General features: G+C 58.8%; 22 protein-coding genes and 1 pseudogene. All 23 read left to right on the top strand.

Annotated features, from left to right (window positions below; translation table 11 throughout):
* Window positions 1-380, top strand: a pseudogene (gene fusA, locus KDL09_RS01165) (elongation factor G); the annotation flags it as partial.
* Between the two features lie 41 nt (window positions 381-421).
* Window positions 422-730: a 30S ribosomal protein S10 gene (rpsJ, locus tag KDL09_RS01160; RefSeq protein WP_294380480.1), complete on the top strand. Its 309-nt coding sequence runs from the start codon at window positions 422-424 to the stop codon at window positions 728-730.
* Window positions 731-766: 36 nt separating this feature from the next.
* Entirely contained in the window at window positions 767-1,420 is a 654-nt protein-coding gene (gene rplC / locus KDL09_RS01155; protein WP_294380477.1) for a 50S ribosomal protein L3, read from the top strand.
* Between the two features lie 17 nt (window positions 1,421-1,437).
* A complete protein-coding gene (gene rplD, locus KDL09_RS01150; RefSeq protein ID WP_294380475.1) occupies window positions 1,438-2,049 on the top strand; it encodes a 50S ribosomal protein L4 in 612 nt (203 codons plus the stop codon).
* Window positions 2,046-2,336 (top strand): 50S ribosomal protein L23, encoded by a 291-nt coding sequence (rplW, locus tag KDL09_RS01145; RefSeq protein ID WP_345781060.1) that lies wholly within the window; start codon window positions 2,046-2,048, stop codon window positions 2,334-2,336. The genes rplD and rplW overlap by 4 nt, the downstream gene beginning before the upstream one ends.
* A 36-nt stretch (window positions 2,337-2,372) precedes the next feature.
* The gene (gene rplB / locus KDL09_RS01140; RefSeq protein WP_294380471.1) at window positions 2,373-3,212 is read left to right on the top strand and encodes a 50S ribosomal protein L2; all 840 of its coding nucleotides are present in this window, start codon (window positions 2,373-2,375) and stop codon (window positions 3,210-3,212) included.
* A 24-nt stretch (window positions 3,213-3,236) separates the two neighbouring features.
* Window positions 3,237-3,515, top strand: coding sequence for a 30S ribosomal protein S19 (gene rpsS, locus KDL09_RS01135; RefSeq protein WP_184338226.1), 279 nt, complete (start codon window positions 3,237-3,239; stop codon window positions 3,513-3,515).
* 22 nt (window positions 3,516-3,537) lie between these two features.
* Window positions 3,538-4,317 carry a hypothetical protein gene (locus tag KDL09_RS01130; RefSeq protein ID WP_294380464.1) on the top strand — a complete coding sequence of 260 codons (780 nt, stop codon included), beginning with the start codon at window positions 3,538-3,540 and terminating at the stop codon, window positions 4,315-4,317.
* 25 nt (window positions 4,318-4,342) lie between these two features.
* Window positions 4,343-4,780, top strand: a complete 438-nt coding sequence (rplV, locus tag KDL09_RS01125) for a 50S ribosomal protein L22 (protein ID WP_294380460.1) — start codon at window positions 4,343-4,345, stop codon at window positions 4,778-4,780.
* Between the two features lie 33 nt (window positions 4,781-4,813).
* Window positions 4,814-5,614 carry a 30S ribosomal protein S3 gene (gene rpsC, locus KDL09_RS01120; protein ID WP_345781059.1) on the top strand — a complete coding sequence of 267 codons (801 nt, stop codon included), beginning with the start codon at window positions 4,814-4,816 and terminating at the stop codon, window positions 5,612-5,614.
* Window positions 5,615-5,667: 53 nt separating this feature from the next.
* Window positions 5,668-6,090 (top strand): 50S ribosomal protein L16, encoded by a 423-nt coding sequence (rplP, locus tag KDL09_RS01115; protein ID WP_294380459.1) that lies wholly within the window; start codon window positions 5,668-5,670, stop codon window positions 6,088-6,090.
* 23 nt (window positions 6,091-6,113) lie between these two features.
* Entirely contained in the window at window positions 6,114-6,332 is a 219-nt protein-coding gene (gene rpmC, locus KDL09_RS01110) for a 50S ribosomal protein L29 (protein ID WP_294380457.1), read from the top strand.
* 34 nt (window positions 6,333-6,366) lie between these two features.
* The gene (gene rpsQ, locus KDL09_RS01105) at window positions 6,367-6,651 is read left to right on the top strand and encodes a 30S ribosomal protein S17 (RefSeq protein ID WP_294380454.1); all 285 of its coding nucleotides are present in this window, start codon (window positions 6,367-6,369) and stop codon (window positions 6,649-6,651) included.
* Between the two features lie 43 nt (window positions 6,652-6,694).
* On the top strand, window positions 6,695-7,063 hold the full coding sequence (gene rplN, locus KDL09_RS01100; protein WP_294380452.1) for a 50S ribosomal protein L14: 369 nt from the start codon (window positions 6,695-6,697) through the stop codon (window positions 7,061-7,063).
* 4 nt (window positions 7,064-7,067) lie between these two features.
* Complete coding sequence (gene rplX, locus KDL09_RS01095; protein ID WP_294380450.1) at window positions 7,068-7,352, top strand: 50S ribosomal protein L24; 285 nt, start codon at window positions 7,068-7,070, stop codon at window positions 7,350-7,352.
* 91 nt (window positions 7,353-7,443) lie between these two features.
* Window positions 7,444-8,028, top strand: a complete 585-nt coding sequence (rplE, locus tag KDL09_RS01090; protein ID WP_294380448.1) for a 50S ribosomal protein L5 — start codon at window positions 7,444-7,446, stop codon at window positions 8,026-8,028.
* Between the two features lie 27 nt (window positions 8,029-8,055).
* Window positions 8,056-8,445, top strand: coding sequence for a 30S ribosomal protein S8 (gene rpsH, locus KDL09_RS01085; RefSeq protein WP_294380446.1), 390 nt, complete (start codon window positions 8,056-8,058; stop codon window positions 8,443-8,445).
* Between the two features lie 23 nt (window positions 8,446-8,468).
* Window positions 8,469-9,008, top strand: a complete 540-nt coding sequence (gene rplF / locus KDL09_RS01080) for a 50S ribosomal protein L6 (RefSeq protein WP_294380445.1) — start codon at window positions 8,469-8,471, stop codon at window positions 9,006-9,008.
* Between the two features lie 18 nt (window positions 9,009-9,026).
* Window positions 9,027-9,383, top strand: coding sequence for a 50S ribosomal protein L18 (gene rplR, locus KDL09_RS01075; RefSeq protein WP_294380443.1), 357 nt, complete (start codon window positions 9,027-9,029; stop codon window positions 9,381-9,383).
* Between the two features lie 21 nt (window positions 9,384-9,404).
* Complete coding sequence (gene rpsE / locus KDL09_RS01070) at window positions 9,405-9,995, top strand: 30S ribosomal protein S5 (RefSeq protein ID WP_294380441.1); 591 nt, start codon at window positions 9,405-9,407, stop codon at window positions 9,993-9,995.
* Between the two features lie 32 nt (window positions 9,996-10,027).
* Window positions 10,028-10,471 carry a 50S ribosomal protein L15 gene (gene rplO, locus KDL09_RS01065; protein WP_294380439.1) on the top strand — a complete coding sequence of 148 codons (444 nt, stop codon included), beginning with the start codon at window positions 10,028-10,030 and terminating at the stop codon, window positions 10,469-10,471.
* Window positions 10,472-10,561: 90 nt separating this feature from the next.
* Entirely contained in the window at window positions 10,562-12,064 is a 1,503-nt protein-coding gene (gene secY / locus KDL09_RS01060; RefSeq protein WP_294380438.1) for a preprotein translocase subunit SecY, read from the top strand.
* Between the two features lie 17 nt (window positions 12,065-12,081).
* Entirely contained in the window at window positions 12,082-12,909 is an 828-nt protein-coding gene (gene map, locus KDL09_RS01055; protein WP_294380437.1) for a type I methionyl aminopeptidase, read from the top strand.
* The last annotated feature ends 205 nt before the right edge of the window (window positions 12,910-13,114 follow it).

The following is a 13,114-nucleotide window of genomic DNA, read 5'->3' as shown; positions in this document are numbered from 1 at the left end:
GTTCCAGTCACGACGTGGACTCCAATGAAAACGCCTTCAAAATGGCGGGCATCTTCGCCGTGAAGGACGCCCTCAAGAAGGCCAAGTGCATCCTTCTTGAGCCGATCATGGCTGTGGAAGCCTCCACCCCGGAAGATTATCAGGGTGACATCATGGGTGACCTTAACCGTCGCCGCGGCAAGATTCAGGGCATCGACAGCCGTGGCACCACCGCGATTCTGCGGGCTGAAGTGCCCCTGGCCGAAATGTTCGGTTACTCCACCGCCATCCGCACGCTTTCCTCCGGTCGCGCCAGCTACTCGATGCAGCCCTCTCACTTTGAGCAGGTGCCGCAGCAGATCGTCGAGCAGATCGTTGAACAACGCGGAGGAAACGCCTGATCCCGCACCAGCACTGAACCTTTTTAACACGGACCCCTGTCATGAATAATCAACGCATCCGCATTCGCCTCCGCGCGTATGACTATCGCGTGCTCGACAAGAGCACCGCTGACATCGTCGAAACCGCGAAGCGCACCGGCGCCCGGGTTGCAGGCCCCATCCCGCTGCCCACCCGCATCGAGAAGTTCACCGTGAACCGCTCTCCGCACGTGGACAAGAAGTCGATGGACCAGTTTGAAATCCGCACGCACAAGCGCCTGCTGGACATTGTAGACCCCACCTCCCGCACCGTGGCCGAGCTGAAGAAGCTCAACCTTCCGTCCGCCGTGGACATCACCATCAAGAGCTAAGGCGATCACCCTTTCGCGCGACTGGGGGACATACTTATGAGTCTCGGATTGATCAGCAAAAAACTCGGAATGACCAAGGTCTATGACGCCAAAGGCGAAGCCGTGGCAGTTACCGTGGTCGATGTCAGCGGCAACACCGTCATTCAGGTGAAGCGCAGCGACGGCAAGGACAAGTACAGCGCCGTTCAGGTCGGCTACGGCGACCAAAACAAGGAATCCCGCGTCAGCAAGCCGCTACTTGGCCACTTCAAAAAGCATGGCTGCACGACAGCCAAGCGCATCGTCAAAGAATTCCGCGTCACCGGCGACGACCAGCTTCCAGCTGCCGATGCCAAGCTTGACGCCAGCCTCTTCAGCGACGGACAGATCGTTGATGTGATCGGCCACACAAAAGGCAAGGGCTTCCAAGGCGTCGTCAAGCGCTGGAACTTCGCAGGTCAGCCTGCTTCCCATGGTCACATGATGCACCGTCGTCCTGGTTCCATCGGCTGCCGTCTTACCCCCGGCCTTGTTTGGAAAAATCAGAAGATGCCCGGCCATGACGGCACGACCCGCTGCACGACGCAGAATCTGGTGGTGGTTCAGAGCCGCCCCGAAGAAGGCATCCTTCTCATCAAAGGCGCGCTTCCCGGCAACACCGGAAGCATCGTTGTGGTGCGCCCCGGTAAAAAAGCCGTCGCCAAGAAATAATTACGAGGAACTGAACCATGTCAGCGACCATTCTCTCAGCCGATGCCGCGAAGGCGGCCAATATTCAACTGACCGAGGGCTATAAAGGCTCCCAGGCTCTAAGTGACACTCTGGTGGCCTACCGTGCCAACCGTCGTCAGGGCAACGCCCACACCAAAAACCGTTCTGAAGTTTCTGGCTCCGGCAAGAAGCTCTGGAATCAGAAGGGAACCGGCAATGCTCGTATGGGCAGCAAGCGTTCCCCCGTCTGGAGCGGTGGTGGTGTCGTGTTCGGCCCTCGTAATACCACTGTTTGGGCGAAGAAGATCACCAAAAACACCAAGAAGCTCGCTCTGCGTGCCGCTTTGACCGCCCGCATCCTGGACGGTGAAGTGCTCAGCATTGGCAGCTTTGCCATCGAAGACGGCAAGACCAAGAGCTTCATCGCCGCCGTCAACGCACTGACCACTGCGAAGAACGTGCTTCTCATCGGCAAAGGTTTCGATGAACTCACCTATCGCGCCGGCCGCAATGTCCAGAACGTCCAGCTCATTTCCGCTGACGACGTGAATGCCGAACACATCCTTCGCTATCGCAGTGTGGTTGTGACCGGCGAAGCCCTTGAAACCCTTGCCAAGAGGACTGCCTGATCATGAAAGACCTTCATAAAGTCATCAAAACCATCCGCCTCAGCGAAAAAGCAACGCTGCTCGGTGAACAGAACAACGAGTACGTGTTCTCCGTCGATGTCGATGCCACCAAGATCGACATCAAGCAGGCCGTCGAAAAGCTGTTTGGCAAGAAAGTCAACGGCGTCCGCACGGCCAACTACGACGGCAAGGCCCGTCGTGAACGCCGCGCTGATTACGGCCGCACCAATCACTGGAAGAAGGCCATCGTCCGTCTCAAGGCGGGTGAAAAGTTCGACCTCGCGTAAACCCAGGCACGCAACCCTTTAACTCATCCTACCGTCATGGCGCTGAAAACATTCAAGCCAACCACGCCCACCAATCGCTACAAAGAGTGGAACTCCTTCGAGGAGATCACCAAGCATTCTCCGGAGAAAAGCCTCACTGTGGCTCTTCGCAAGTCGGGTGGCCGCAACAACACTGGTCGTATCACCTGCCGTCACATCGGCGGTGGTCATGACAAGCGTTATCGCCTCATTGATTTCAAGCGCTCTCGTCGTGACGAAGCCGCCAAGGTGGTGGGCATCGAGTATGACCCGAATCGTTCGGCACGTATCGCGCTGGTCGAGTACAAGGACGGTCAGCGTGCCTACATCCTCGCTCCGAACACTCTCGCTGTGGGTGCTTCTGTGATGGCCGGTGAAAAGGCCGCCCCTGAAGTGGGCAACGCGCTTCCTCTGAGCAAGATCCCACTCGGCACCTCGATCCATAACATTGAGCTTTCCCCAGGCAAAGGTGGTGTTGTAGCCCGCGCCGCCGGTCAGGCCGCGATCCTTTCCAACCGTGAAGGTGATTTCGCCCTCGTGCGCATGCCCTCCGGCGAGATCCGCAAGATCCTCTCCGTGTGCTACGCAACGATCGGCCAGGTTGGCAACGTCGAGCACATGAACGTCGTCAGCGCCAAGGCCGGTCGCACCCGCTGGCAGGGCACCCGCCCGACGGTCCGTGGCATGTGTATGAACCCGATCGACCATCCGAACGGTGGTGGTGAAGGTCGTTCGAAGTCCGGTGGTGGTCGTCAGCACCTTCTCAGCCCATGGGGCCATGCGAAGGGTGAAAAGACCCGCAATAAGAAGAAGGCGACGAACAAGCTCATCGTCCAGTCCCGTCACGCCAAGAAGTAATCCATTTTCCACTCAATCACTCTCATGGCACGCTCCCTCAAAAAAGGCCCCTTCGTTCAGCAAGCCCTCCTCGACAAGGTGGACAAGCTCAACGACGCCAAGCAGAAACGCCCCATCAAAACCTGGGCTCGTTCCTCCATGGTCACTCCTGACCTCGTCGGTCACACGTTCCTCGTTCACAACGGCAAGGACTTCGTCTCCGTGTATGTGACTGAAAACATGGTGGGACATCGCCTTGGCGAGTTTGCCCTCACCCGTCTGTTCAAGTCTCACGGAGCTGTCACCGTCAAGGCCGCCAAGTAATCCCCAGAGCATCGAGAAATTCATGTCAATCCGGACTTCCATCACCCGCACCACCCTCTCGCTGCTCCTCGCGGCGGGCGTGTCCGGTTTGCGTGCGGATGACAGGCTCGAATTGCAGGAACTTCACACGACCCTGCAGGTTGCCGCCGCCAAGATTCAGGCGCTCGAAGCACAGGCACTTGCCTCGAAGGACAAGAACGACGCTCTGGCCCAGAGCGCCGCTGCCGCCAACGCTGAAAGCAACGAACTCAAGGATCGCTACGAAAAGCTGCGCGGCCTGCTCGAAGGTCTCGGTGTTGGCGCTCTCGAAAACTCCAAGGACCAGACCCAGGAACGCCTGCTCGCTGCGCTGAGTGACTTGCGCATCATGAAGGAGCAGCGTGATGAACTAGCGAACGCAGTGATCGAACTCGCCGAGTCGGGCATGGGCCTGATGAAGAGCGCGCAGAATGCCGATCCCGCGGCTGCAGATCGCCTGAACAAGGCCATTACACTGGCAGACGCTGCTCTGGTCAAAGCCGGTGGCGCCCAGAATGGCATGGCCGTCGGTGATCTGCAAAATGCCCGCGTCGTCAGTCTGAAAAATGAGCTTGGCATCGCCGTGCTCTCCATCGGTGCCAAGGACGGCGTGAAGCCCGGCATGCCCTTTGAAATTTTCCGTGAGGACAAGCCCATCGCCAAAGTCCTCATCACTGAAGTGCGCAATTCCGTTTGTGGTGCCGTGGTCCAGGAACTGGCCAGCGCCAACGATCCCGTCCGCGTCGGTGACCGGGGTCGCGTCGATCTCAACAAATCCCTCTAACGAAGTCAAGAACCCCCCTCGCTTTATGTCCGTCCGTTCCGTTCTCAAATACGCCAGGATCTCCTCGCAGAAAGCCCGCCAGGTCACGCGCGCCATCACCGGCATGCCCGTCTCCCAGGCGCTGAGCGTTCTCGACTTCACCCCGAAAAAAGCCGCCTTCCTTGTGGGCAAAACTCTCCGTTCCGCCATCGCGAACGCCGAGAACAACCACGAACAGGACGCCTCGGAATTCATCGTGCAGTCCGCCGTCGCCACGCCCGGCCCGGTGCTCAGCCGCATCATGCCACGCGCCCGTGGCTCCGCCGCTCCGATCAAGAAGCGCATGACCCACATTACCGTCGTCATCGGCGCTCCCAAGGCCGAAGAAGCCAAGGCTGAAGGCGAGAAAAAAGCTCCGAAGTCCGCGCGCCGCAGCGCCCCTGCCAAAAAGAAGGCAGCCAAGTCCAAGAAAGCCTCTGAATAACCGCAACGCCACCGAACCGCACCTCCTCACCTTATGGGACAGAAAGTAAATCCGATCGGCTTCCGCCTCGCAGTCAGCAAAGACTGGCGCTCCAAGTGGTACGCACCCGAAAAAGAATATGCTGAGTCGCTTCACAGCGATCTGGCGATCCGCGCCTATCTCAAAGAGAAGCTCATGCAGGCCGCCATCTCCAAGATCGTCATTGAACGTGCTTGGAATCAGGTCCGCGTGACTCTGCACACCGCCCGTCCGGGCCTCGTGATCGGCCGCAAAGGTCAGGAAATCGATGTGATGAGCCAGAAGGTCTCCGAAATGTGTGGTGGCAAGCAGGTGAAGATCGACATCTTCGAAATCAAGCAGCCGGAACTCGATGCTCAGCTTGTGGCCGAGGCCGTCGCCGTTCAGCTTGAGCGCCGTATCTCCTTCCGTCGCGCCATGAAGCGTTCGCTGCAGACCGCCATGGACATGGGCGCTGATGGCATCCGTCTTCGTTGCGCCGGCCGTCTTGGTGGTGCTGATATCGCCCGTGCGGAACAGTATCGTCAGGGCAAGGTCCCCCTTCAGACCCTGCGTATTCCGATCGATTACGGCTTCGCCGAAGCCCGCACCGTCTATGGCATTATTGGCGTGAAGTGCTGGCTGAATCGCGGCAACGCTCCTGAAACCGGTGTTTCCCGCCCAGGCGGTGACCGTCGTCCGCGCAACAACGATCGTGGTGAGCGTCGTCCGGGCGCCCCTGGCCCACGTGGTGGCGATCGCGGTCGCGGCGGCAATCAAGGCTACGGAGCCCCCGCTCCAGCGCCTGCCCCTGAAGCCGCTCCGACCCAGGGATAACCGCTGCCCCCCAACCTTTTTTGAATTAAAACCCTTTCACAGGACAGAGACGTATGGCCCTTCTTCCAAGCAGAGTAAAATATCGCAAATCGCAGCGCGGCAACCGCGGCGGCAACGCCACCAGCGGCAACAAGCTGGACTTCGGTGAGTTCGGACTTCAGACCCTTGAGCGTGGCTGGATCAAGAACATCCACATCGAAGCCTGCCGCGTCGCGATCACCCGCTTCCTGAAGCGTAAAGGCAAGGTTTTCGTTCGCATTTTCCCTCACAAGCCTGTCACCCAGCGTCCGCCTGAAGTTCGAATGGGTAAAGGTAAGGGCTCTCCGGAGTTCTGGGTTGCCGTCGTGCTTCCTGGACACGTCCTGTTTGAAATCTCAGGTGTGAACGAGGCCACGGCACGCGAAGCCAGCCGTCTCGCCGCCACGAAGCTTGGTCTGCGCTGCCGCTTCGTCACCCGCGAAAGCCTCCACAAATAACAACGCGAACTGCGAACTGAATTATGAAGATCAAAGAACTCCGTGAATCGACTGTGGAAGAGCTTTCCGCACGCCGTCGCGAACTCAAGCAGGAGGCGCTTAACCTGCGCGTCCAACAGGGTGCCGGTGGTGGCCAGCTCGAAAACCCAGCCCGCCTGCGTCATATCCGTCGCGAAATCGCCCGTATCGAAACCATCATCACCGAGCGTTCCCGCACTGCGGCCGCCAAGAAGGCCGCCTGATCCGGCCGTTCACCCCTGAAGCATCTTTAATATCATGAGCGAGACCACCGCAGCAGCCCCTGCCGCCACCGAAAAGAAGCCTGTGCGCAAGACGCGCGTCGGCGTCGTGGTGTCCGACAAGATGACGAAAACGATCGTCGTTGAAGTTGAACGCCGCGTTCCCCACCCCCTGTTCAAGAAGATCATCCGCCAGACCTCCAAGTTCTACGCCCACGATGAAGCGGAACAGGCGAAGGTCGGAGACAAGGTGCTCATCGCCGAAACTCGTCCGCTGTCCAAGCTGAAGCGCTGGGAACTTGTGGAAGTTCAGAAGCACTAATTCGCAAGTTTGAACCCCTTAACCTGACCAGGAGAAACAGCTTATGTTGCAAATGGAGTCCTCAATCCCGGTGGCAGACAACACCGGTGCCCGGCTTGCCACGATGATCGGCGTGCTCGGCAAGAAAAACACCCGCTTCGCCTATGTTGGCGACATCATCACCGCCCACGTCCGCGAGTCCACGCCGACCGCCGCCGTGAAGAAAGGTGAAGTTGTCCGTGCCGTGATCGTGCGCACCTCGCACCCGATCCGTCGCACTGATGGCTCGATCCTGCGTTTCGACCGGAACGCCATGGTCATCATCGACAAGGACAACAACCCGCGCGGCACTCGTATCTTCGGCCCTGTGGCCCGTGAGCTCCGCGACAAGAATTTCATGAAGATCGTTTCCCTCGCACCTGAAGTGCTGTAACCCCATGAGCCGTACCAAGACCCACGTTAAAAAAGGCGACAATGTCGTCGTCATATCCGGAGCCGCCAAAGGCGCCCAGGGCGTTGTCCTGGAAGTGCAGCCAGGCAAAGGCCGGGTGCTCGTCGAAGGCGTGCGCATGATCAAAAAAGCGATCAAGCCCACCCAGCAGAACCAGAACGGCGGCTTCCAGGAAAAGGAAGGCCCCATTCACATCTCCAACGTGAAGCGCGTCGATGCGCCCGTGAAAGAGAAGAAAAAGAAAGTTGCCAAGAAGAAGGCCAAGGCCTAAATCCCCGCCCCCCATTTGCCTCCCCCTTCGCCATCGTCGCTCCGCATGGTGTGATCATCGAAGGAAAGGCGGCACAGCCCGAAACTGAACCATGGAACACATCCTACAGACCCTCTACAAAGAAAAGCGTAACGAGCTCAAAACACAGCTCGGTCTCGCAAACATCCACGAAGTCCCGCAGCTCAAGAAAATCGTTGTGAACTGTGCTGTCGGCAGCCAGAGCGAACGCAAGCAGGCGATCGAAGACGCTGTGAACGAAGTCGCCCTCATCACCGGTCAGAAGCCGGTGATCACCAAGAGCAAGAAGGCCATCGCCAACTTCAAACTTCGTGAAGGTGAAAACGTCGGCGTCAAGGTCACCCTCCGTGGTGGCAAGATGTATGACTTCATGATGCGTCTCGTGCGCACCGCCATCCCCCGCATTCGTGACTTCCGCGGCGTCGCCCCCCGTGCCTTTGACGGCCGTGGCAACTACACACTCGGTGTTGCTGAACAGTCGATCTTCCCTGAGATCGAGCTCGACAAGATCAAGCGTCCTTTGGGTTTTGACATCACCTTCGTCACCAGCACGAACAATGATGACCACGCCCGTGAAATGCTGCGCGTTCTGGGCATGCCCTTCCGCACCCGCACAGCTCAACCGAAGAAGGAAGAAGGCGCTGAAGCCGCCGCATAACCTCAAAACCCGGACACACTCAGCGTCATGACCGACCCGATTTCAGACTTTCTCACGCGTATCCGCAACGCGTCCGCCGCACAGCAGGAGCATGTGCTCATTCCTTTCTCCAAGATGAAGGCCGAACTCTGCCGCATCTTGCAGGAAGAAGGCTACATCTGGAGCTATGAAGTGGACACCAGCGCCACTCATCCGCGCCTCAAACTCAAACTCAAGTATCAGGACAAGACCGGCGTCATCCGCAAGATCGACCGCGTCAGCAAGCCGGGCCTGCGCAAGTACGTCGGCAGCGACGAGATCCCCCGTGTGCTCGGCGGTCTGGGCATCTCCATCCTTTCCACTCCACGCGGCATCATGACCGGTGCCAAGGCCCGCAAGGCCAAGGTGGGTGGTGAACTCCTCGCCACCGTCTGGTAAACCTCCAACCCGTCACAACCCTCATGTCACGCGTAGGCAAACAAATCATTTCCATTCCAGACAAGGTCACCATCAAGGTTGGCGACGACCGCTCCGTGCAGGTCAAAGGCCCCAAGGGTGAACTCGGCTGGACCCTCCCTCTCGGCGTCAAGGTCAACTCCGATGCCAACACCGTCAATGTCACCCGCGAATCCGAAGACCGTCGTGTGCGCGCCCTTCACGGCACCACACAGCGTCTGATCGCCAACATGATCATCGGCGTCAGCCAGGGCTACACCCGCAACCTCGAAATTCACGGCGTGGGTTTTCGTGCCGCTGTCAAAGGTTCAAACATCGACCTTCAGCTTGGCCAGTCTCATGACCGTCTGCATCCGATTCCCAAGGGTGTGAAGGTGACTGTGACTGAAAACACCAAGATCGCCATCGAAGGCATCGACAAGCAGGTCGTCGGCCAGCTGGCCGCTGACATCCGCGCCTACTACCCGCCGGAGCCTTACAAGGCCAAGGGCGTGCGCTACGCGGGCGAACACATCCGCCGCAAAGCCGGCAAGTCCGTCAAATAATCTCCGGAGATACTCATCATGGCTCTTACCAATCGCAAAGACATCCGCGCTCGCATTCACAAGCGCATTCGTCGCAAGCTCAGCGGCACTGCCGAGCGTCCCCGCCTCGCTGTTTACTTCTCGAACACCAACGTTTACGCCCAGGTCATCGACGACGAGGCCGGCAAGACGATCGTTTCGGCCTCCACCAAGGAAAAAGGCTACGGCGCTGGCAAGGCCAATGTCGAAAACGCAGTCAAGGTTGGTGCGCTTCTCGCGGAGCGTGCCATCGCAAAAAACATTTCCGAGGTGGTCTTTGACCGCGCCGGTTTCATCTATCATGGCAAGGTCAAAGCGCTTGCTGATGCCGCCCGCGAAAAGGGCCTGAAATTCTAATCCACCCGCATTCTTTCTATTATGGCCGAAGAAACAGTAGTTATTGAGACAGAGCCGGTGGAAGCTGCCGCACCTGTCCAGACGTCAGCTCCCTCCTCGTTCCGTGGTCGTGATGACCGTGGACCGCGTGAAGTGGACGGCGTGGAGAAGGTGGTTCACATCAACCGATGCGCCAAGGTGGTCAAAGGCGGCCGCCGTTTCAGCTTCAGTGCGCTCGTCGTCTCCGGAGATGCAAATGGCCGCGTGGGTTGCGGATTTGGCAAGGCCAATGAAGTGTCTGACGCCATCAAGAAGGCCACAGAAGCGTCACGCAAGAACATGTACACCTTCTGCCTGAAGGACAGCACCATCCCTCACGAGGTGACGGGTGCCCACGGCGGTGGTTTCATTCTTCTCAAGCCGGCAACCCCCGGTACCGGCATCATCGCAGGTGGTGGCGCCCGTGCGGTTCTCGAAGCTGCAGGTGTCAAAGACGTGATCGGCAAGTCGCTGGGCTCCAGCAATCACGCCAATGTCGTCAAAGCCACGCTGGCCGCCCTCAGCGCCCTGCGTCCTGCGGATGAAATCCTCCGCGCCCGCGGCAAGGAAATTAAGGAGCGCAAGGCGCTCTAATCTGATCCCAACTTTCTACTTTTCAAATCTCCATGAGACTCCAAGACGTCAAACCCCGCCCCGGTGCCAAAAAGCGCCGCAAGCGCATTGGCTGTGGCGAAAGCTCCGGTCACGGCAAAACCTCCTGCAAGGGCCACAAAGGTCAGATGGCACGCGCTGGTCGCGGCATCCGCCCCGGCTTTGAAGGTGGACAGATGCCGATGCACCGTCGTCTTCCGAAAAAGGGCTTCAACAACGCGCAGTTCAAGGACACGTTTGAAGTCGTCAATGTCGGCGACCTTAACGAGACCTTTCAGGACGGCGCTGTCATCAACGATGCAGCCCTTCGCGAGGCCGGACTGGTCAGCCGCAGCTGTGATTTCATCAAGATCCTCGGCACCGGCGACCTTGCCCGCAAGTTCACCATCCAGGGCGCGCAAGTCAGCGCCACGGCCCGTGAAAAGATTGAAAAGGCCGGCGGTTCCATCGCTGCCTGATTTTTTCTGACCCAACCGCTTTGATGGGCCGGTCTCCGCGCAGCGAATGCTGTCAGGAACCAGGCCCATCTTCGCTTCCAGCCACCATTCATGATCTCCGCTTTCGCCAACAGCTTCAAAGTCCCCGAACTTCGCTCGCGCATCCTTTTCACGCTGGCGATGATCGTCATCGTTCGCATCGGCACCTCCATCACGCTTCCAGGCGTCGATCCCACGGTGTTGAATGCATGGATCGAAAACAAGGCGGGTGACAGCGCTTCAGGTGCCGCCCAGGTCGCCGCTCTCCTCAACATCTTCAGCGGTGGTGGTCTGCAAAACTGCGCCATTTTCGCCTTGGGCATCATGCCCTACATCAGCGCCAGCATCATGCTGCAACTTCTGACCGCCGTCTGGCCGCCGCTCAGCAAGCTCGCTCGTGAAGAGGGTGGTCGTCAAAAAATCACGCAGTACACCCGTGTTGCCACGATCATTCTCTGCGTGTTCCAGGCCACGTTGCTCGCCCAGTCTCTGGCGGATCCGCAGCAAAACTACCTCATGGCCGGTTTGCAGGATGCCATTGATGCTCTAGGGGGGCGACCCTTGGTGCCAAATTACGGTTTTGGTTTTGTTTGCACGAGCGTGATCACCATCACAGCTGGCACCATGCTCATGATGTGGTTGGGTGAGCAGATCACCGACCGCGGCATCGGCAACGGCGTCTCGATTCTGATTTGCGTCAACATCGTCTCCGACCTCCCGGGTGCGCTCATTCAGGTGTGGCAGACCTTCGTCGGCAGCGTGAAGGCCAGCCCCGCCAGCGCCTTCACTCTCGTGTTGCTGATGGGCTTCATGATTCTTGTCATCGCCGGTGTCATCGCCCTGACCCAGGCCACACGCCGTATCGCGATCACCTACGCCAAGCGCGTGGTGGGCCGCAAAGTCTATGGCGGCCAGACGCAGTATTTGCCGCTGAAGATCAATTATTCCGGCGTCATGCCGATCATCTTTGCGCAGGCCATCCTGCTCTTCCCGTCCACGATTCTCGCGTCGTTGTTCAAGGATGTGAACTGGATTCAGCGCATGGCTCTCTTTGTGAGCAGCGGCTGGGTTTATTACGTGGCGTCATCGCTGTTGATCTTCTTCTTCAGCTACTTCTGGGTGGCCACCATGTTCCAGCCGACACAGATCTCCGAAGATCTCAAAAAGAGCGGCGGCTACGTTCCGGGCATTCGTCCAGGCAAACCCACGGCTGACTTCCTCGACTTCACCATGAGCCGCCTCACCTTTGCAGGCGCGATTTTCCTCACCGGCCTCTATGTGATGCCAGGTCTCGTCAGCAGTTCCATGAAGATCTCCAGCTCGGCTGCGCAGTTCTTTGGTGGCACCAGTTTGCTCATTCTCGTTGGAGTCGTTTTGGACGTCATGCGTCAGGTGGAAACCCACCTTCTGCAGAGCCACTATGACGGCTTCCTCAAGAAGGGCCGTATCCGTGGCCGTGTGGATCGCATCCAGCAGGGCGGTCGTGCCATGGACTCCACCACCATCGTCTGGCTGTGGGTCGGTCTCGCCATCATTGTGTTGATCGGCGTGGTGTACAAGCTGGCTCTCAAGTGAGGTTCTTCGAGCGCGCCATGGCTTTTCTCAAATCGGGAAACATCCCCATTCGCCACGGCGCGCAGCAGCAGGGCATTCGCCGGGCCTGCCAGGTCGCACGTGACGTGCTGATTCAAACCGCCTCTCAGGTCCATGTCGGTGTCACCACGGCTGAGATCGACCGTTTCGCCGCGGCGAAGATCAAAGAACTCGGTGCCACGAGTGCTTTCCTCGGCTACCGCCAGTTTCCGGGCAACATCTGTGTGTCCATCAACGAGGAAGTGGTGCACGGCATCGGTGGTCCACGCGTCATTCAGGATGGCGACATCGTGAAGATCGACGTCGGAGTCTATTTCGACGGCTGGGTCGGCGACAATGCGCTCAGCGTGCCTGTTGGCAATGTGGCCAAGGAGACGCTGCATCTGCTGGCGGCCACCGAGGAATCGCTTTTGAATGCGGTCAAATACGCCCGCGACGGGTGGATGCTGGGCGATCTTTGCCATAGCGTGGAGCATCACGTCACCCAGTACGGTTACAGTGTCGTCCGCGAGTTTGTCGGTCACGGTGTTGGACGGAAGCTCCATGAAGAGCCGCAGGTCCCGAACTACGGTAAGAAAGGGGAACGTCCGCGTCTCAAGGCGGGCATGACCCTCGCCATCGAGCCCATGATCAACATGGGCACGGGCAAGACGCGCATCTTGGAAGACAAATGGACGGTGGTGACGCAGGATCGCAAGCCCTCCGCACATTTTGAGCACGTCGTGCTCATCACCCCTGACGAGCCTGAGATCCTGACCGCCCGCGGCCGCATGTTCCCAAAAGGAACCGCCGACCTCACGCCGCGTCCTGTCGCTGACCTCGGTTGAAGGTTACGGCTGGCTTTCTTCCATGCCGGGGGGCTCCAGACGTATGCGGCCAGGACGTGTTCCGCTGCATCGCTGTCATCTGCTGCGCATGCCCGGTCGGGAGGCGTTGACCGCCCCTTGCTCAACCAAGGCTCCATTCAAGCCGTGCAGCGAGTCGCATGGGATGACTGTCTCACTGTCGCTGCCCGCTCAGGTAAAACAGACC

It is taken from the genome of Prosthecobacter sp., from assembly GCF_020439865.1.
Taxonomy (GTDB): Bacteria; Verrucomicrobiota; Verrucomicrobiia; order Verrucomicrobiales; family Verrucomicrobiaceae; genus Prosthecobacter.
This window is presented reverse-complemented; position numbering and strand designations above follow the sequence as displayed.